This is a genomic window from Roseateles sp. UC29_93 (assembly GCF_042695725.1).
GTDB classification, from domain to species: domain Bacteria; phylum Pseudomonadota; class Gammaproteobacteria; order Burkholderiales; family Burkholderiaceae_C; genus Roseateles; species Roseateles noduli_A.
The window spans coordinates 1,038,626-1,058,075 of record NZ_CP170545.1; the positions used below are offsets into that span (position 1 = coordinate 1,038,626).

17 protein-coding genes, 4 tRNA genes and 1 pseudogene are annotated in these 19,450 nt (G+C 66.7%); 1 reads left to right on the plus strand and 21 read right to left on the minus strand.

All coding sequences use genetic code 11. From position 1 onward, the window contains the following. Positions 1-103: 103 nt before the first annotated feature. The 11 genes from rplL to ACFJIX_RS04870 form a co-directional block, all read right to left on the minus strand. Positions 104-484 carry a 50S ribosomal protein L7/L12 gene (gene rplL, locus ACFJIX_RS04820; protein WP_067278882.1) on the minus strand — a complete coding sequence of 127 codons (381 nt, stop codon included), beginning with the start codon at positions 482-484 and terminating at the stop codon, positions 104-106. Positions 485-533: 49 nt separating this feature from the next. Continuing rightward, positions 534-1,061 (minus strand): 50S ribosomal protein L10, encoded by a 528-nt coding sequence (gene rplJ / locus ACFJIX_RS04825; RefSeq protein ID WP_377158119.1) that lies wholly within the window; start codon positions 1,059-1,061, stop codon positions 534-536. 290 nt (positions 1,062-1,351) lie between these two features. Next, entirely contained in the window at positions 1,352-2,059 is a 708-nt protein-coding gene (gene rplA, locus ACFJIX_RS04830) for a 50S ribosomal protein L1 (RefSeq protein WP_377158121.1), read from the minus strand. Between the two features lies 1 nt (position 2,060). Continuing rightward, entirely contained in the window at positions 2,061-2,492 is a 432-nt protein-coding gene (rplK, locus tag ACFJIX_RS04835; protein WP_067278896.1) for a 50S ribosomal protein L11, read from the minus strand. Between the two features lie 212 nt (positions 2,493-2,704). Further along, positions 2,705-3,289 (minus strand): transcription termination/antitermination protein NusG, encoded by a 585-nt coding sequence (gene nusG / locus ACFJIX_RS04840; protein ID WP_377158123.1) that lies wholly within the window; start codon positions 3,287-3,289, stop codon positions 2,705-2,707. 22 nt (positions 3,290-3,311) lie between these two features. Beyond that, a complete protein-coding gene (gene secE / locus ACFJIX_RS04845; protein WP_377158125.1) occupies positions 3,312-3,695 on the minus strand; it encodes a preprotein translocase subunit SecE in 384 nt (127 codons plus the stop codon). A 146-nt stretch (positions 3,696-3,841) separates the two neighbouring features. Further along, positions 3,842-3,917, minus strand: a tRNA-Trp gene (locus ACFJIX_RS04850). Between the two features lie 17 nt (positions 3,918-3,934). After that, the gene (gene tuf / locus ACFJIX_RS04855; RefSeq protein ID WP_377158110.1) at positions 3,935-5,125 is read right to left on the minus strand and encodes an elongation factor Tu; all 1,191 of its coding nucleotides are present in this window, start codon (positions 5,123-5,125) and stop codon (positions 3,935-3,937) included. Positions 5,126-5,174: 49 nt separating this feature from the next. Then, a tRNA-Thr gene (locus ACFJIX_RS04860) sits at positions 5,175-5,249 on the minus strand. A 71-nt stretch (positions 5,250-5,320) separates the two neighbouring features. Next, positions 5,321-5,394, minus strand: a tRNA-Gly gene (locus ACFJIX_RS04865). A gap of 82 nt (positions 5,395-5,476) precedes the next feature. After that, positions 5,477-5,562 (minus strand) — tRNA-Tyr (locus ACFJIX_RS04870). Positions 5,563-6,048: 486 nt separating this feature from the next. On the opposite strand from ACFJIX_RS04870, the gene ACFJIX_RS04875 reads away from it, so the two are divergent. Beyond that, on the plus strand, positions 6,049-8,688 hold the full coding sequence (locus ACFJIX_RS04875) for a TonB-dependent receptor (RefSeq protein ID WP_377158127.1): 2,640 nt from the start codon (positions 6,049-6,051) through the stop codon (positions 8,686-8,688). A gap of 128 nt (positions 8,689-8,816) precedes the next feature. On the opposite strand, the gene ACFJIX_RS04880 is transcribed toward ACFJIX_RS04875, so the two are convergent. From ACFJIX_RS04880 to ACFJIX_RS04925, 10 genes and pseudogenes are all read right to left on the minus strand, one after another. After that, positions 8,817-9,527: a DUF6445 family protein gene (locus ACFJIX_RS04880; RefSeq protein ID WP_377158129.1), complete on the minus strand. Its 711-nt coding sequence runs from the start codon at positions 9,525-9,527 to the stop codon at positions 8,817-8,819. A gap of 28 nt (positions 9,528-9,555) precedes the next feature. Continuing rightward, a complete protein-coding gene (locus ACFJIX_RS04885) occupies positions 9,556-10,629 on the minus strand; it encodes an acyltransferase family protein (protein ID WP_377158131.1) in 1,074 nt (357 codons plus the stop codon). A 19-nt stretch (positions 10,630-10,648) separates the two neighbouring features. Next, positions 10,649-11,443: a glycoside hydrolase family 16 protein gene (locus tag ACFJIX_RS04890; RefSeq protein ID WP_377158133.1), complete on the minus strand. Its 795-nt coding sequence runs from the start codon at positions 11,441-11,443 to the stop codon at positions 10,649-10,651. 224 nt (positions 11,444-11,667) lie between these two features. Continuing rightward, a complete protein-coding gene (locus tag ACFJIX_RS04895; protein ID WP_377158134.1) occupies positions 11,668-13,017 on the minus strand; it encodes an MFS transporter in 1,350 nt (449 codons plus the stop codon). 52 nt (positions 13,018-13,069) lie between these two features. Next, positions 13,070-14,551, minus strand: coding sequence for a beta-N-acetylhexosaminidase (gene nagZ / locus ACFJIX_RS04900; protein ID WP_377158136.1), 1,482 nt, complete (start codon positions 14,549-14,551; stop codon positions 13,070-13,072). A gap of 94 nt (positions 14,552-14,645) precedes the next feature. Then, entirely contained in the window at positions 14,646-15,656 is a 1,011-nt protein-coding gene (locus tag ACFJIX_RS04905) for an SIS domain-containing protein (RefSeq protein WP_377161612.1), read from the minus strand. Further along, positions 15,646-16,867: pseudogene (gene nagA / locus ACFJIX_RS04910) on the minus strand (N-acetylglucosamine-6-phosphate deacetylase). Before nagA ends, ACFJIX_RS04905 begins: the two are co-directional and overlap by 11 nt. Then, positions 16,864-17,607, minus strand: coding sequence for a GntR family transcriptional regulator (locus tag ACFJIX_RS04915; RefSeq protein ID WP_377158138.1), 744 nt, complete (start codon positions 17,605-17,607; stop codon positions 16,864-16,866). The pseudogene nagA and the gene ACFJIX_RS04915 overlap by 4 nt, the downstream one beginning before the upstream one ends. 14 nt (positions 17,608-17,621) lie before the next feature. Further along, complete coding sequence (locus tag ACFJIX_RS04920; RefSeq protein WP_377158140.1) at positions 17,622-18,566, minus strand: BadF/BadG/BcrA/BcrD ATPase family protein; 945 nt, start codon at positions 18,564-18,566, stop codon at positions 17,622-17,624. 175 nt (positions 18,567-18,741) lie between these two features. After that, positions 18,742-19,443, minus strand: coding sequence for a uracil-DNA glycosylase (locus ACFJIX_RS04925; RefSeq protein WP_377158141.1), 702 nt, complete (start codon positions 19,441-19,443; stop codon positions 18,742-18,744). Positions 19,444-19,450 lie beyond the last annotated feature (7 nt).

Below are 19,450 nucleotides of genomic sequence, written 5' to 3' on the forward strand. Positions count from 1 at the left end.
CATCCCAGGACAAACCCTGAAACGAGGAAAGGGGAGGCCCCATGGGACCACCCCTCTCGCGGTGCGGAACCCGGTGAACGCGCCACCGGATCCCCACAAGGTCTTACTTGAGTTCGACCTTGGCGCCGGCTTCTTCCAGCTTCTTCTTGGCAGCTTCGGCGTCGGCCTTGGCGATGCCTTCCTTGACGGGCTTCGGAGCGCCGTCGACCAGGTCCTTGGCTTCCTTCAGGCCCAGGCCGGTGATTTCGCGAACGGCCTTGATGACCGAGACCTTCTGAGCGCCGGCGTCGGTCAGGACGACGGTGAACTCGGTCTTTTCTTCAGCGGCGGCAGCGCCACCGGCGGCAGCGCCACCAGCAGCCGGAGCGGCCATCGAAGCGGCGGACACGCCGAACTTCTCTTCAATCGCCTTGACCAGGTCGTTCAGTTCCAGAACGGTCATGCTGTCCAGGGCAGCCAGGAAAGCGTCTTTGTCGAATGCCATGATAGGTTCCTAAATACAGAGAGATTTGAATGCGCGAATGCAGCGTCGATCAGGCCGCGGCGGGAGCTTCTTCGGCGACGGCTTCGGCGCCGCCACCCTTCTGCTGAGCCAGGGCAGCCAGCACGGCCGCGGTGCGTTGCACCGGCGACTTGAGCAGGCCGGCGATCTGCGACAGCAGGACTTCCTTGCTCGGGACAGACGCGAGCGCTTTCACGCCGTTGACGTCCAGAGCCTTGCCGCCGTAGGCACCACCCTTGATGACGAGCTTGTCGTTGGTCTTGGCAAAGTCAGCGATGACTTTGGCAGCCGCGACAGCGTCTTCCGAAAAGCCGTAGATCAGCGGGCCGACCATGGCATCCGTTGCAGCCTCGAACGAGGTGCCGGCGACAGCACGACGCGCCAGGGTGTTCTTCAGGACATGAAGGTACACGCCTTGGGCACGCGCGGTGACGCGCAGCTTGTTCAGGGCTTCAACGGTGAGGCCACGATACTCAGCCAACGCCAGCGTCTGGGACTTGGCGGCTTGCGCTGCCACGTCGGACACGACGGCTGCTTTCTCGTTGCGATTGAGACTCAAGGTCTACTCCTCACATTTCGCCCTCGACGCGATGTTTCACCATCGCGTCTCGGGGCACCGGAATCAGCGACCTCCTGTCAGGAACCCATCGCGACGAATCGCGATTCGAATCCTTTCAGCGGGACCGCCATCTGCGCTGGCTGGGGGCCGGAGCCTCCGATTAAGCGATCTCCCCGGAATTGCGGGATCTCTCGCCAGCGGTCTTGGATGACCTGGCCGGATTGCTCCGGCCAGCCCACCAATTCATCAGCGTCACGCCAGACTCGCGCGACGCCTCGATTGAATGCAGCTTAGGCAGCGGCCGCGGCGTTGATCGTGCCGACGTCCACGCGGGCGCCAACGCCCATCGTCGACGAGACAGCGACCTTGCGCAGGTAGATGCCCTTGCTCGAGGCCGGCTTGGCCTTGTTCAGGGCTTCGACCAGCGCGCGCAGGTTGCCTTCCAGCTTGTCGGTGTCGAACGAACGACGGCCGATCGTGCCGTGGATGATGCCGGCCTTGTCGACGCGGAACTGGACTTGACCAGCCTTGGCGTTCTTGACGGCGGTGGCGACGTCCGGGGTCACGGTGCCGACCTTCGGGTTCGGCATCAGGCCGCGCGGGCCCAGGATCTGACCCAGGGTACCGACGATACGCATCGTGTCCGGCGAGGCGATCACGACGTCGAAGGGCATGTCGCCCGCCTTGACGCGCTCGGCCAGGTCTTCCATGCCGACGACGTCGGCGCCGGCGGCCTTGGCTTCTTCAGCCTTGGCGCCTTGGGCGAACACGGCGACGCGCTTGGTCTTGCCGATGCCGTTGGGCATCACGACGGCGCCACGGACCACCTGGTCCGACTTCTTCGCATCGACACCCAGCTGGATCGACACGTCGATGGCTTCATCGAACTTGGCGGTGGCGCATTCCTTGACCAGGTTGATCGCGTCGGACAACGCGTACAGCTTGGTCGATTCCACCTTGCCCTGCAGGGCTTGTTGACGCTTGGTCAGCTTGGCCATGTCAGACACCCTCCACGATGATGCCCATCGAACGGGCGGAGCCGGCGATGGTACGGACTGCGGCATCCATGTCGGCGGCCGTCAGGTCCTTCTGCTTGGTCTTGGCGATCTCTTCCAGCTGGGCGCGGGTCAGCTTGCCGACCTTGTCCAGATGGGGGCGCTGCGAGCCCTTTTCGATCTTGGCAGCCTTCTTGATCAGCACGGTCGCCGGGGGCGACTTGATGATGAACGTGAAGCTCTTGTCCGCGAAGGCGGTGATCACGACGGGCAGCTTGAGGCCCGGCTCATAGCTCTGCGTCTGGGCGTTGAACGCCTTGCAGAATTCCATGATGTTCAGACCACGCTGACCCAGCGCGGGACCGACCGGAGGCGACGGATTCGCCTTGCCAGCCGGGATTTGCAGCTTGATGTAGCCGACAATCTTCTTGGCCATGTTTTCTCCTGATGGCAACGCGACGGCCACGCCGCATCGCCTGAGTGCTAACGCAAGGGGCTGGTCAGAGACTTACCCTTGCTCCTCTTGTCCGCCTCTCGTTGCGGACTGGTCACGGAAGGTCGTGCCGGCCTGCGCCGTCGAGCACCTTCAAGCTCTTGTTCCTGAAACGACCGATGGCGGCCAGAGCCGCCATGCCGTCTCGCGCGCGATCAGACCTTCTCGACCTGGGCGAAATCCAGCTCGACGGGCGTCGCGCGGCCGAAGATCGTGACCGAGACGCGCAGCTTCGACTTGTCGTAGTTGACTTCTTCGATGCTGCCGTTGAAGTCGGTGAACGGACCTTCCTTGACGCGGACGATCTCGCCGACGATCCATTCCACCTTCGGACGCGGTTTGTCCACGCCCTCTTGCATCTGGTTGACGATCTTCATGACCTCGGCTTCCGAGATCGGCGCCGGGCGGTTCTTCGCGCCACCGACGAAGCCGGTGACCTTCGACGTGTGCTTGACCAGATGCCAGCTGTCGTCGTCCATGAACATCTCGACCAGCACGTAGCCCGGGAAGAAGCGGCGCTCGGTCACGGCCTTCTTGCCGTTCTTCAGCTCGACGACTTCTTCGGTCGGCACCAGGATGCGGCCAAACTTGTCTTGCATGCCGGCACGGTCGATGCGTTCACGCAGGTTGCGCTCCACCGCCTTTTCCATGCCGGAATAGGCGTGAACGACATACCAGCGCTTGGCCGGGCCAGCGGGCGCGGTCGACTCGGTCGCAACGACGTTTTGATCTTCGCTCATCTTGGTCCCTATCCGTTCCCGCTCAGCGCTTCCAACCCAGGATCAGGTCGTAGAACACCCATTCCAGCGTCTTGTCGGTGAACCACAGGAACAGCGCCATCACCACGACGAACGCGAACACGTACAGCGTCATCTGGCGGGCCTCCTTGTGGGTCGGCCAGACCACCTTGCCCACTTCCTTGATCGAATCCTGACCGTAGGCGATCAGCGACTTGCCGGATTCCGACGTGAAGAACGCAGCCACGGCCGCGGCCAGCAGCGCCAGCAGGGCGCCCCATTGCACCCACGGACCCTGCTTGCTCAGCACATAGAACGCCACGATCGCCGCGATCAGCAGCACCACGGCGCCGGCCAGCTTGACCTTGTCGGCGCCCGTCGTGACGGTTTCGACTTGAGGATTGGACATTGAACTCACTTCCGTGCCGCGACACGATGTCGCGGCCTTTGTCCGCCCAAACATTTGGACGAACCCACCAGCAGCAAAGCCCGCCGAGATAACTCCCGCGGGCTTGCCTTGACCACTAGGACCAACGTTCGCTTATCGCTGATCGTTGGCAGGGGCAGAGGGTCTCGAACCCCCAACCTTCGGTTTTGGAGACCGACGCTCTGCCAATTGAGCTATGCCCCTGTGGCCTCAAACTTAAATTACTCGATGATCGTCGCCACGACGCCCGAGCCGACGGTACGACCGCCTTCACGGATGGCGAAGCGCAGACCCTGCTCCATGGCGATCGGAGCGATCAGCTTCACGGTGATGCTGACGTTGTCGCCAGGCATGACCATTTCCTTGTCCTTCGGCAGCTCCACGGCGCCAGTCACGTCCGTCGTGCGGAAATAGAACTGGGGACGGTAGTTGTTGAAGAACGGGGTGTGACGGCCGCCCTCTTCCTTGCTCAGAACATAGATCTCAGCGGTGAAGTGGGTGTGCGGCTTGATCGAGCCGGGCTTGGCCAGCACCTGGCCGCGCTCGACGTCTTCACGCTTGGTGCCGCGCAGCAGGATACCGACGTTGTCGCCGGCTTGACCCTGGTCCAGCAGCTTGCGGAACATTTCCACGCCGGTCACGGTCGTCTTCTGGACTTCGCGGATACCGACGATCTCGATTTCCTCGCCGACCTTGATGATGCCGCGCTCGACACGACCCGTCACCACGGTGCCGCGGCCCGAGATCGAGAACACGTCTTCCACCGGCAGCAGGAACGCGCCGTCAACGGCACGGTCAGGCTGGGGGATGTACGTGTCCAGCGCGTCAGCCAGGCGCATGATGGCCTGCTCGCCCAGATCGCCCGTGTCGCCTTCCAGCGCCAGCTTGGCCGAACCCTTGATGATCGGCGTGTCGTCGCCCGGGAAGTCGTACTTGCTCAGCAGCTCGCGGACTTCCATCTCCACCAGCTCCAGCAGCTCGGCGTCGTCCACCATGTCGCACTTGTTCAGGAAGACGATGATGAACTTCACACCCACCTGACGCGCCAGCAGGATGTGCTCGCGGGTCTGGGGCATCGGGCCGTCAGCGGCCGAGCACACCAGGATCGCGCCGTCCATCTGCGCCGCGCCCGTGATCATGTTCTTCACATAGTCAGCGTGGCCCGGGCAGTCAACGTGCGCGTAGTGGCGGTTGGCCGTCTCGTACTCGACGTGCGCGGTGTTGATCGTGATGCCACGCGCCTTCTCTTCCGGCGCCGCGTCGATCTGGTCGTACGCCTTGGCTTCGCCGCCGAACTTCTTCGACAGCACGGTCGCGATCGCGGCCGTCAGCGTCGTCTTGCCATGGTCAACGTGACCAATCGTGCCCACGTTCACGTGCGGCTTGGTACGTTCAAACTTGCCTTTTGCCATCATGCGCTCCTGGCGATCAGATCAATCAAGAAACGGGATAGAAGAGAGGTGGTGCCCATGGCGCGGATCGAACGCGCGACCTCTCCCTTACCAAGGGAGTGCTCTACCACTGAGCCACATGGGCATCGACACAGGATTGATGACCTTATCAGCAAACCTGTGTCGATATCTCGACACAACACCTTTAACTTCCGATGGAGCGGGAAACGGGAATCGAACCCGTGTCATTAGCTTGGAAGGCTAAGGTTCTACCATTGAACTACTCCCGCCCGGGAGTTTTCCAATTCCAGCTGCCTGAACCGCGAAGCGGGTGTCGATCACCCGCTTCGTTGCTCGTGCATCTGTTCGCCTTGGTGGAGGAGGCTGGATTCGAACCAGCGTACGCGTTAGCGGGCAGATTTACAGTCTGCTGCCTTTAACCACTCGGCCACCCCTCCGAGGCGAGCCCACGACTATAGCACCGTTATTTTTTGGCGCAAACAAAAAATCCGCCAGGAACTGCACGCGTGCGATTGGCGCTCTCTGGCAACACCCCAACGACCGACGCCAGAGCGATGCCCCGCTCTTCGGCAAATGTGCCCCAGCGCACACACCTGCACGCGACGAAACGGACCACTTTTAATACCAATTTGCGACCAAGTGGTCTCATCGACACCCCTCCACGCCCAGGGGTCGAGGTCCGACGAGTGGACGCCCAGACACCGCTGTCCATGCGGGTCGCGGCGATGCCACAGCAGGGAAAACACCGGCGTTAAATTGGTAGCAAAGTGGCTTTACCGCTCGTTATAGTGGCATGGCATTGGTTGCATTGAGGTGTATCGGGGGCGCCAGCTGCATGCCACTCCGCCGAAGGGTGTCGTGATTTCAGGTGCCGAGTCTTCATCACGGCCACAACTCCCTGGCCATACGAGGAGCAGTTCATCATGAAGGTCAACAAGACCCCAATCGCGGCAGCGGTGACGCTGACGTTGCTGAGCGCGGCGTTCGCCGTGCAGGCGCAGGAACAGAAGAAAGAAGAAAACACGCAGCTGGATCAGGTGGTCGTCACCGGCATCCGCGCGTCGCTGGAATCGGCGGCCAACATCAAGAAGAACGCCAGCGCCGTCGTGGACGCCGTGACCGCCGAGGACGTGGGCAAGCTTCCCGACTCCGACGTCGGCCAGGCCCTTGGCCGCATCCCCGGCATTTCGGTGGGTCGGGCGTTCGGCCAGGGCGCCTCGGTGTCGATCCGCGGCACCGACCCGCAGATGACGTACACCACGCTGAACGGCCAGACCGTCGCGTCCACCGGCTGGTATGACCAGATGGACATCGACCGGTCGTTCAACTATTCGCTGCTGCCCTCCGAAATGATCGGCGGCATGGAGGTCTACAAGTCCTCGCAGGCCAACCTGACCGAAGGCGGCATCGGCGGCACGGTGATCGTCAAGACCCGCAAGCCCCTGGACCTGAAGGCCAACACGGTCTTCGGCAGCGTGCGCTACGGCGACGGCACCATCAGCGACTCGGAGAAGGAAGTCTCCGGCCTGTACAGCTGGCGCAACGAGGGCCGCACCCTGGGCGTGCTGGTCGCCGCCGGCCTGTCCAAGGGCGACTACATCCGCCGCGGTGTCGAGGCCGACAGCCGCTGGAACAGCGACGTGGCCCCCACCGCCTTCGTGGCGGAGCGCAAGCGCACCTCGTTCAACGTCGCCCTGCAGGCGCGCCCGGTCGAGGGCTTCGAAGTCGGCCTGAACCTGCTGAAGCTGAAGCTGGATTCCGACAGCTCCAACGCCAGCGACTACCTGATGCATGACGCGAATTGCGACAAGCGCAATACCGAGGTCAAGTCCGACTTCAACCCGACCGGCATGTGCCTGCACAGCACGACCACGGCCGCCAACCCGCTGCCGCACAAGTTCTTCCAGGTCTGGGCGCGCGGCGCCAGCATGGACTCGGAAAGCGCCGTGGCCGACGCCCACTACACCCTCGGCAGCGCCAAGTTCGACCTCGTCGTCGGCACGACCAAGGCTGACGGCGGCACTTCGGCGACCACCAACTACCAGACCGCCGCCTTCGATGGCGCCGCCGGCCCCTTCACGCGGCCGAACTGGCAGGGCACGATCGACGCCACCGGCAAGCAGATCAGCATCAATCCGAGCAACAACCAGTCCTGGGGCATCGGCGCCCTGCCGGCGCAGATGTCGCCGGAAACCTGGGCCACCTCCGCCGGCCCCAACAAGGACAAGGAGAAGTTCGGCCAGCTCGACGCCACCTTCGACCTGGACTGGGGCGTCATCAACGCCTTCAAGACCGGCGTGCGCTTTGCCGACCACACCTTCGAAAAGCGCAGCTACCGCCCGATCTGGAACGCGACGATCACCCCGGTCGCCACCTCCAGCCTGTTCGACGGCTCGGTGAACGTCGGCGGCTGGACGGTGCCGCGCGCCAACATCGGCGCGATGCTGGACAACACCAACCGGAACATCGCCGGCTGGGTCGAGGACCGCTCCGGCTATGGCGAGCTGAACGAGAAGAACCGTTCGGCCTACGGCATGTTCGAGTTCGAGACCAAAGGCCTGCGCGGCAATTTCGGCGTGCGCTACGTCTCCACCAAGGCCACCAGCACCGGCTACAAGTTCGACGGCGTGACCCCGGCCGACCAGTACGCCGGCAACCAGAACTGGGCGACGACCACCGCGTCGACCAAGTCGTCCTACAACGACGTGCTGCCAAGCATCAACCTGGCCTTCGACCTGAAGAGCAACCTGGTGCTGCGGGCCACCGCCTCGCAGGCCATCACCCGCCCGAACTTCGCCAACATGTTCGGCGTGACGGTGTCCGGCTACAACGACGACCGCAACGGCAACGAGACCTGGACCATCGGCAACATCGGCCTCAAGCCGATGAAGTCGAGCCAGGCCGACATCGGCCTGGAGTACTACTACGGCCGCGGCAACATGATGTCGGCCACCTACTTCGTCAAGGACATCTCCAACTTCGTCGTCGCCAACGCCACGCCGAACCAGAAGGTCGGCCTGGTCGACCCCAAGACCGGCGTCGACAACTGGACGGTGCAGAGCTTCCAGAACGCCGGCGGCGGCAGGATCCGCGGGCTGGAGCTGCAGGCCAACCACGCCTTCGGCAACGGCTTCGGCGCGCAGGGCAACTACACCTTCACCGAAGGCACGGCGCCGGCCAGCAGCTACCTGGACCAGTTGGGCGTGTTCACCCAGTCCTCCAAGCACAACGTGAACCTGGTCGGCTACTACGAGAACGAGCAGTACTACGCCCGCCTGGCCTACAACTGGCGCTCGAAGTACATGATCCGCGAAGGCGCGTACTGGTACGGCAACCGCATGCACGATGACTACGGCACGCTGGACGCCAGCGTGGGCTGGAACATCACCAAGAACCTGCGGCTGTCATTCGAGGCGATCAACCTGACCAAGGAAGACGACGTCCAGTACGGCGCCGCCGCGGCCTCCAACACCGCCATCAAGGACCCGCTGCGCGCCGGCTACCCGGCCTGGAGCTTCAAGGGCGAGACCACCTACAAGGTGGGCCTGAGCGCGAAGTTCTGACCGACGCCGCTGCGTCACCTCGAAAGCCCGGCGGCCGCCGGGCTTTTTTCATTGCGCCGCGTGGCTGAGCAGCCGGGCAGCCGCGCAAACAAGAGGGGCCGTGTCCGCCGACCGGCAGCGCTCGTGCGCTAGAAGTCGTAGAAGGTGGTGATGGTCAGCCGGCCCAGGCGCGGGTCGCTGCTGAGCCCCGTCGCGGGGTTGACGATGGCCGAATGCAGCAGGCTGCCCCGGTAGGCCACCAGGCGGTTGAATCGCGCCGGCAGCATGCCCAGCAGCTCGAAGCAGTCGTCCGAATCGCTGAAATAGCGCGGCGGTGCCGGGTTACGCGCCATCTCCGCATAGATCAGGTCGCCGTAGCGTTCGCGCTGATCGGCGGTGATCTGCTGCAGGCCGCTGGCCTTGTGGCGATAGAAGGCGGTGCCGCCATGGCGCTCGTCGCAGAGGTAGAGCATCACGGCCATGAAGTGCGGCGTGCTGGCATCGAAATGCGGCACCCGCTGCAGGGGTCCCAGGTCCTCGGGTGCCACCGTCGTCAGCGAGAAGGTGCACGGCGACTTGCGCAACGGCAATTCCTCGGGAACGCCGAAGTTCAGCCGGATCAGCGGGTCGAGCAGCTCGGTCAGGCGTTCGGTATAGGCTGCGGGCACAGGCGCTCGCAGCCCTGGATAGCCTTTGCGCTCGTCAGCGCCCGGGCAGCGCTCGAAGCGGGCTTGGCAGGCTGCCTCGACCAGGGCCTGCGGATGCGCCATGAAATCGTCGATGACGACGACCGGGTGCTCGCCGACCCGCACCGCGCGGATGTCGGGCGGCATGCGGATGGCGAAGGTCTCCGGGCTCATGGATCGGTATTGTGCGGGCGCAGGCCGCTCAGATCTTCCAGTACCAGCGGCGCCGGTCGAGCACGCGCACGATCGCCCACCAGACGGCGACGAACGCCAGCGCGAAGGCGAGTGAGCGCCCATGCGGCCCGACGAGCGGCTCCAGCCAGCCGAAGCCGTGCGTATAAACCGGGCCCATCCAGCCGAAGCCGACGAGCGCGACGGTGCAGCACCACGCGCCAGCGTAGGCGGCGATCGCGTTGACGCCGAAGCTGCGGAACAGTGGTGGCCAGCCGAGGCGATCGATCAGCCCGTGCGCGCCGAGCAGCGCCAGCGCGGCGAGACCGCCGGTGAAGAGGACGAACGAGGGCGTCCACAGGTTCTTGTTGATCGGCATCAGCCCGATGGCGTCGATCGCGAAGCCCGCCGCGGCGGCCGTGATGCCGATGGTCGCGAGCTGCTTCAACGCGCCGGTGCGCAGCGCCTCGCCGCAACGCCAGCCGAGCAGCGTGGTCGCGAGCGCGCCCAGCGTAGCGACGATGCCCTCGGGATCGTGGCCGAGGCCGGTGGCCGCGTCCCATTCATAGCCATGAGGCCCCAGCAACCACGCGTCGATGCGGCTGGCGATGTTGCCGGCCTTGTCGAGCGGGCCGCCCCACAGCAGCAACGCGCCATAGCCGAAGAGCAGCGCCGCGATCCAGACGCGCTGCCCGGTCGCGCGCCACTGGATCGCGATCAATCCGGTGAACGCGAAGCACAGGCCGATCCGCTGCAGCACGCCGGGAATGCGCAGGGCCGGTTTGCCCATCACGAGCCAGGCCAGCACGTGCAAGGCCAGACCGAGCACCAGGATGCGCAGCGCGCGCTTGACCACGGTGCCCCGCAGCGCATCGCCGCCGCCGGCCTCGATCCGCGCGCCCATCGCGAGCGACAGCGACACGCCCACGATGAACAGGAAGAACGGGAACACGAGGTCGGTGGGAGTCCAGCCGTTCCAGGCCGCGTGCTCCAGCGGCGCGTAGACGTAGCCCCAGTCGCCGGGGTTGTTGACCAGCAGCATCGCGGCAACGGCCAGACCGCGCAGCGCGTCGACGGACGCGATGCGTTTCGAGGGAGCGTTCATGGGAATGAGGTCGGAAGGATCAGAAGTCGCAGCGGCTCTCGAGCGCCGGCTCGGCGGCAGGCACCTGATCGAGGCGCGCAACGCCGCCGGCACGCCAGCGCTTCACCTGCGCCTCCACCTGGGCGGGGCTCAGCACGGTGTCCTTCGCGTGGAAGACCCAGTCGACGTCCTCTTCGTACACGCGTGGTGGTCCGCCTGCGGGCCCCTGCGGAAGAGGCCCCTCCGGCGAGAACCACAGGTTGAAGTTGATCGACATCGGCACCACCGGGTAGTTCCGCCCGCCGTGCTGGTCGATCTTGCGGCCGTCGATGAACCAGTGCGTGCGGCCGTCGGCGACCTGCATGACCAGCGTGTGCCAGTCCTTGCCAGGCGCCCCCAGCGCGCCAAACTCTTCATGCTGCTGGTTGAAGGCGAGCCAAGGGTCCAGCCGCACCGTCTGCCAGGTGATGCCGTAGATCCGCGTCTTCTCGCTGCCCCAGCCGCCGTTGGGCAGATACTCCCAGTCGAGCTCGCTGAACTCGGGATCGAAGTCGTGCTTCAGCGGGCTCACCACGTAGAAGGTCTGGATCACCGGATCGCCGTCGGCACCACTCACCGGCTGATCGCTGAAGCGCACGCGCGCGGCGTAGGTCCCGGCGAGGTACTTGCGCTGGTGGCAGACCTGCACCTGCGTCGTGCCCGCGCCGGTGCCGTCCGTCGTGCCGCGCAAACGCAGCTTGCCGTCGAAGACGCTCAACGCCTCCGGCGACCAGCGCGCGCCCGGCAACCCCGGATGACCGGCCGCGTGGCGCGCCGTCCATCCCTGCTTGAACATCGCCGCCGTATCGGCGTAGCTGAAGTCGTCGAAGAAGAACTGCGGGGGGGCAGCTTGAGCGCCCGTTGTCGCAATGAGCGTCGCGGCGACCGCCCACCTGAGAAGGCCTGAGCGTTGGCCGCCAGTGCATGGGGCCTTGGCGGCAAGCGCCAAAACCCCAAGCACAGCCGTCCCCGACGACCGCCGTCCTGCAACGGATTTGCTACCGAGGACTTCGTGGGCGTTCATGTCGCGCTTTCGATCGGGGTCGGCGCATTGCCGTTGCTCTTGTCCTTGTCCTTCTCCTTCTTGCCGGGCATGTGGACGAAGAGCAGCAGGATCAGCGCCGGCACTCCGCAACCAATCGTCCACAGGAAGAAGTGCTCGTAACCCATCGCGATCTGGATGTCGCCGCTGATCGTCTTCGACAGGATGAAACCCAACTGCATCACGCCGGAACCCAGCGCGTAATGCGCCGTCTGGTACTTGCCCGGCGCCACGGCTTGCATGATGAACAGGATCATCCCGACGAAACCGAAGCCGTAACCCAGCATCTCGATCGCCACGGCGGCACCGACATGCCACAGGTCCGCCGGCATCGTGACCGCCAGGTAGTAGAAGGTCGCGTTCGGCACCGCCATCGCCACGATCAGGAACGGCATCGCGCGACGCAGGCTCAGCCAGCTCGTGAAGTAACCGCCGACGATGCTCCCGACCAGGAACGCCGCCGTGCCCACGGTGCCGTAGATGCCGCCGACCTGCTCCGTCGTCAGACCCAGGCCACCCTTCTCGCGCGGTTCGATCAGGAACAAGGGGCCGATCGTCTGCACCTGACCCTCGGCGAAACGGAACATCACGATGAACAGGATCATCAGCCAGATGCCCGGCTTCTTCAGGAAATCGGCGATCACCTCGCGCAGGGTCTGCCACACGCCCTCGACGGTGAGATCGCCGTGATCGGTGTTGAGCATGCCGGGCAAGGCATAGGCGTTGTAGCTGGCCAGCACGAACAGCAGCACCGCCAGCATCGCGAAGATCACCGACCAGGCGTTCATCACGCCGATGCCGCGCTCCAGATGCCCCGCCAGCACGAGCAGTCCGCCAAGCGTCAGGAACTTCGAGGCATTGAAGAACGCACCCTGCCACCCGGCATAGGCCGCCTGCTGCCGGTCGTCGAGCGAGGCCATGTAGAGCCCGTCGCAGGCGATGTCATGCGTCGCCGACGCATAGGCCAGCAGGAACAGTACCGCGATGCTGGCCGCGAACCACATCGGCAGCTGCAACGCCACCGCCATCAGGCCCAGTCCCACCGCGCCGGTGTACTGCCCGGCAACGACGATCAGCTTCTTGCTGCGCGCCAACTCCAGGAACGGGCTCCACAACGGCTTGAACGCCCAGGCCAGGCCGAGCAGGCCGGTCCATCGCGCGATCTGGTCGTTGGCGACGCCCATGTTCTTGAACATCAGGCCGGCGATCAGCATGACGACGAAGAACTGCATGCCCTGCACGAAGTACAGGCTGGACACCCAGCGGATGGGGCTGCGGTCGCTGCGCGCTGCTGCGGCGGCGGCGGGGGGAATCTTCGAAGAGCTCATGGGGGAGGACCTCGGTGCGATGCGGTGCTGTGCGGGGCGGCGGATGCCAGCGTCAATCCAGCGTGACCGGCGACTGCCCGCCGGCCTCGCCGCGACCTTGCAGCCAGGCACCGAGCGCACCCAGCGCGCCGTCGGCATAGCCCCAGCTGATCACCGTGGGGGCCGAGACATCCAGCGCCTGGAACGGATTCCACAGCACCAGGTGCAGGTCCGGCCGCCATGCGGCGGCGTTGGCGCCGTAGCGCGCGCGGTGCGTGGAGGCCACGATCGTGAAGCGGCCGTCGTCCGGCACGATGGACCAGTCGAGCGTCGCGATGTCGCCGAGCGAGACGAACTCGACATCGCCGTAGCCTTCGAACAGCGCGCGCACCTGCGCGCCGGTCGGGCCGGCCTCGGACACGCCGTCGGTTGGCACCTCGTCCTGCACTAGCACGCGGATCGGCCGTTCGATCGCCGGCGGCTTCGCGCCGCGCAGCGCACTCAGACCCGCGGCCCAGGCGCGGCGCATCAGCACGTCGTCGGCCTCGCGCTGCGCGCCTCGGTAATCATCGACGCGGATGGGGTAATCACGCGCCAGCTTGTCCAGCCGCGCCTCGGCCTGACGGCCGCGCTCAACGCTCAGGGTCCCGCGCGTCAACGCGTCCTGCAACGCGTGGATCGCCTGCGCCTGCTCGTCCAGCGAGCCCTGCGCCAGGATCATGTCGGCGCCGGCGTTGATCGCCAGCACCGCAGCCTTCGCAAAGCCGTAGCGCTCGGCGATGGCTTTCATCATCAGCGCATCGGTGATGACGACGCCGTCGTAGCCATACTCGTCGCGCAGGATGCCGCCCAGGATCGTCTTCGACAAGGTGGCGGGGTATTGCGGGTCGATCTTCGGATAGACGATGTGCGCCGTCATGATCGACGGCGCCACGTCGCGCAGCGCCTGGAAGGGCTTGAGTTCGAGCGCGTCCAGCTCGGCGCGGGACTTCTCGACCGTCGGCAGGTCCAGGTGCGAGTCGACGTGCGTGTCGCCGTGCCCCGGGAAGTGCTTGATGCAGCAGGCGACGCCCGCCGCCATCGAGCCCTTCATCCACGCGCCGGCCAGGCGCGTGACGGTGTCCGCGGTCTCGCCGAAGCTGCGCTCGGCGATCACCGGATTGGCCGGGTTGTTGTTGATGTCGGTGACCGGCGCGAAGTTCCAGTTGATGCCGATGCCGCGCAGCCCGCGCGCCACCGCCGCGCCGACCTGCTCGGCCAGGCCTTCGTCACCCGCCGCGCCCAGTGCCATCGCCGACGGCGGCTGCGGCAGGAAGGTCGCCCGCACGACGGAGCCGCCCTCCTGGTCGAGCCCGATCAGCGCATCCGCGCCCATCGCGTCGCGCAGGTCCTGCGTGAGCTGGCGGACCTCCGCCTCGGTGCCCAGGTTCTTGCGGAACAGGCACACCGCGCGGATCCGGTTGTCCCGCAGGAAGGCCGCGGTCGCCGCATCCAGCGTCTTGCCCTGGATGTCCACCATCACCAGCCGGCCCGGATGGAATGCTGTCTCGCTCATGTCGCTCTCTTCTGCCTGGCCCGCGGGTCGACGGCTGGGTAATTCGGATGGATCGCGGAAGTCCGCGGAGGCCCGGCGGCGCCGGGCCCGTCCCTCAATGCGTCTTGGTGACCTTGGCCAGATGCCGCGGCTGGTCGGGGTTCAGGCCCCGCGCCTGCGCCAGCGCCTCGACCATCGGATAGAAGCTCTGCACCGCCGCGATCGGATCGAGGTCCTCGTTGCCGGTGCAGGTCAGCGGCAACTCGGCGCCCGGCGTGCCCTCCGGCGCCGCCAGCAGCACGCGCGCGCCACGGCCGCGCATCTCCTCGGCCAGCGCCAGCAGACCGGCCTGCGCGGGACCGCGCGGCGCGAACACCAGCAGCGGATAGCCCTCGTCCACCAGCGCCATCGGACCGTGCTTCACTTCCGCGCCGGAGAAGGCCTCGGCCTGGATGCCGCAGGTCTCCTTGAACTTCAGCGCCGCCTCCAGCGCGATCGGCAGCGAGGTACCGCGGCCGATGACAAACAGCTTGTCCGCGCCCTTGAGCACGTCGACCGCCACGTCCCAGCGCTGCTTCGCGGCCTGCTCCATCGCCTGCGGCAGGGTCTGCAGCGCGGCGGACAGGTCCTCGTCGCCCTGCCAGGCGGCCACGACGCGCGCGCCCGCCACCAGCTGCGCGATGTAGCTCTTGGTCGCGGCGACGCTCTGCTCGACGCCGGCATGCAGGCGGAACACGTACTCGGCGGCAGCCTCCAGCGGCGAGCCGTCGGCGTTCACGAACGCCACCGTGCGCGCGCCGTTGGCGCGGAAGTACTGCGTCGGCGAGACCAGGTCCGGGCTCTGGCCCGATTGCGAGAACGCGAACGACACCAGCCCCTGGCTCTCGATCTTGCTCTGGTAGAGCGTGATCAGCGACATCGGCAGCGAGGTCACCAGCCGGCCCAGCCGCGCCATCACGAGGTAGGCGAGGTAATGGGACGCGTGGTCCGAACTGCCGCGTGCGATCGTCAGCAGCGAGGTCGGCGGCTGCTCGCGCAGTGCGTTGCCCAGCGAGGCATAAGCGTTCTGATCAGCGGCCAGTTGACGGGCCACCACCTGCGGCGCGCTCAGCGCCTCATCCAGCATTCGCGAGGTCAATTGCTTCTCCTTCAACGACCACGCACTGCAACTGCAAGCCACGGTCCATCACCACGAAATCCGCCCAGGCGCCCGGCGCCAGACGGCCCCGATCGTCCAGACCCAAATAATCCGCCGCGTTCGTCGAGACGCGCTTCGACGCGTCCTCGATCGGCAGGCCCAGTTTCAGCACCAGGTTGCGCAGCGCCTGGTCCATCGTCAGCGTCGATCCCGCCAGCGTGCCGTCGGGCAGGCGCACGCCGCCGAGGGCACTTGGTGACACGGTGGCGGCCCAGGCGGTATTCGCCATCGGGCATGCCGGCGGCCGCCGTCGAATCGGTGACGCAGAACAGGTGCGGGATGCTGCGCAGCGCGACGCGGATCGCGCCGGGATGCACATGCAGCAGGTCCGGGATGATCTCGGCGTACTGCGCGTGCGCCAGCGCGGCGCCGACCATGCCGGGCTCGCGGTGGTGCAGGCCCGTCATCGCATTGAACAGGTGGGTGAAGCCGCCGGCGCCGCGACCGAGCGCGGCCACGCCGTCCTCGTAGGTGCCCAGCGAATGGCCGATCTGGACCTGGAAGCCGGCCTCGCGCAACTGCGTGACGAGGTCGAGGTGCGCCGGCAGTTCCGGCGCCAGCGTGATCAGGCGGATCGGCGCGATCGCGTGCAGCTCGCGGATCTCGGCGATCGACGCGACCTTGGCGAAGTCCGGCTGCGCGCCGAGCTTGCCGGGATTGATGTACGGCCCTTCGAGGTGCACGCCCAGCACGCGCGCGCCGCCCTCGGGGCGCACGACGCAGAGCTCGGCCAGCCCGCGCATCGCCTGCCGGATCTCGTCCAGCGGCGCGGTCATCGTCGTCGCGAGCAGCGAGGTGGTGCCGTGTGTCGCATGCAGCTTCGCGAGCTGCGCGGCGGCGTCGCCGCCTTCCATCGTGTCGCGGCCGGCGCCGCCGTGGACGTGGGTGTCGATGAAGCCGGGCAGGACGATCGGCAGGTCCTGCGCGCCGTGTCGAACCTCGTGCTCGGACACGGCGGTGCCGTCGATGCGGACGATGCGACCGGCCCGGGGAAGCGCCGGGCCGCCCCAGGCGCCCGGGCCCCCCTCGGGGGACGGGCTGGCCGCAGACCCGCCCTGGGGGCCGTTGTCAAATTCCAGCACACCGCGGATGAACCCGTCAGGTGTCAGTATGAATCCGTCGATGTGCTGGGTCGTCATCCGTCTCGCCTCATCTCCGCGACGAAGTCGTAGTAGTCGCTGCGGCAGTAGGAATGGGTGAGCTCCACGGCCTGACCCTGGTCGAGGTAGCCCACGCGGGTGATGAACAGCACCGCCTGCCCCACCGGCACCTGCAGCAGGCCGGCCAGACGCGAGTCCGCATTGATGGCGCGGATGTGCTGCAGCGCGCGCACCGGCGCGCCGCCGTGCTGGGCGAGGTGCTCGTACAGCGAGGACTCGACCTTCTGCGGATCGGGCAGCACGGCCTCGGGCAGGACCGAGAGCTCATAGGCCATGACCACGGCATCCGCCAGGCGCAGGCGCTCCAGGCGCGCGACGCGTTGGCCGGTCGTCAGGCCGAGCGAGAGCTGCTCATCCGGCGCCGCCATGGCGAAGCCGCGCGTCAGCCAGCGGCTGCTGGGCTTGAAGCCGCGCTGGTGGAGTTCCTCGGAGAAGCTGGTCAGGCGCGACAGCGGCTGCTCCAGCTTGGGCGCGATGTAGTTGCCCGAGCCGCGCTTGCGCACGATCAGGCCCTGTTCGACGAGGCGGTCGATCGCCTTGCGGGCGGTGACGCGCGAGAGGTCGAGCGACTCCGAGAGTACGCGCTCCGACGGCAGGGCCTCGTCGGCCTGGTACTGGCCTTCGCGGATCGCTTGCGCCAGCTTGTGGGCCAGCTGCATGTACAGCGGCGACGCGGCGGCGGGGTCAGGCTTGAACTGGAAGGGCAGCTTGGTGCTCATCGGGCTTCTCGTCTTCAACGGGGGTCGGAGAGAGCGCCGCGGACCAGCCGCAGCGCGCCGTCGGCCGAGTCGCCCTGGGGCGACACGCAACGGGCCCGAATGTTGCCTGAGAAAAGCGCGGCGAGCCGCTGCGCCACGCTGCCCGCGAGCGACAGCGGCAGTTGCCGCGCCGGGTCGAGCGCGAGCGCGAGCTGCTCCAACTCCGCGACCGCCTGCGCGACGAGCGCCGCGGCGGCCGGATCGGATTCCGCCTGCTCGAACACGAGCGGCGCCAGCTGCGCGTACGCGTGCTGGCCGGCCTGGGCGACCCAGGCGTTGATCGCATCGCGGTCCTGGTCGTTGCCGCATCCGGCGGCGGCCCACACGGCGCGGGCCAGCGGGCCGGCGTCGACGCGGCCGTCCATCGCCTTCTGCGCCAGCCGCATCGCCTGGATGCCGAGCCACGCGCCGCTGCCTTCGTCACCGCCGATCCAGCCCCAGCCGCTGACGCAGACCAGCGAGCCGTCGGCGCGCAGCGCCTCGCCCACCGTGCCGGTGCCCGCCGCGATCACGCCGCCGGGCCGGCCCGCATGGGCGCCGATGACGGACGTGGTGCCGTCGTTCACGAGTTCGATGTGGGCGTAGCCGGGCTGCTGCGCGATGAAGGCCTGCGCCTGCGCGGCGACGCCGGCGCCCGAGAGACCGAGGCCGATCGCCGTTTCGCCGAGCGGCAGACGCTCGATCCCTGCCTTGGCGGCCGCTTCCTGGACGGCCGTCTGGATGTGGCGCCAGGCCTGGGCGATGCCCTGCCCCAGGGCCGACGGCCCCGCCCATCCCTGTCCGAGCAGCTGTCCGTGGACATCGCTCAGCCGGACCCGCGTGCCGGTGCCCCCGCCATCCACTCCCACCAGGAAGCGGACGCCCGCGAAGCGCGGCTGCAGAGGTGCGGACCAGGCGTCCGCCAGGGGGTGGCTTGTCATGATTAATACCAGTTTAGTACCAAAAAACGCGCAGCGTCAATTGGTAGCGCACTGGACTTAACCCTGATGTCCGAGCCCCGTTCGGAGGGGCGTCGTGGTTATAACCACCAACGTACCAGTTATGGCTCTGCGGGAAATCGGGAGGACCACGTAGCAGACGATCTTGGCAGAACCCTCAATCCAGGGACCAGCCGAGCTCGATGCCCTGGCCTCGGAGCCAGTCGCTTGCGGTGGAGAAGTGGCCGCAGCCGATGAAAGGCGCGGGACCACGCGTGGCGGAGAGCGGCGAGGGATGGTTGGCCTGCAGCACCAGGTGCCGATGGCTCGCGGCCTCGATCAGCGGCGCCTTCGCCTGCGCATGAGCTCCCCAGAGGAGGTAGACCTTGGGGGCCGGGTCTTGCGCGGTCGCGGCGATGAGCGCGTCGGTCAGCGACTCCCAGCCCTTCTTCGCATGCGAGGCGGCGGCGCCGTCCTCGACCGTCAGGCTGGTGTTGAGCAGCAGCACGCCGCGCCGCGCCCACTCGCCGAGATGGCCCGACATCGCCGGCTGCTGCCCGAGATCGCGCTGCAGTTCCTTGAAGATGTTGCGCAGCGAGGGCGGCAGCTTCTCGCCCACCGGCACGGAGAACGAGAGCCCCTCCGCCTGCCCCGGCCCGTGGTACGGGTCCTGGCCGACGATGACGACCTTGACGTTCGTCAGCGGCGTGAGGCGCAGCGCGCGCAACGGATCGGGCGGATAGATCACCGCGCCCTCGGCGAGGCGGGCCTTCAGCAAGGCCTCGATGCGCTGGCCGTCGGCGCTGTCGCGCCAGGCGTCGATGAGGGGCTGCCAGCCGTCACCGGCCGACCAGTCGAGGGTCTTGAGCGTCGCAGTCATCGGCAAT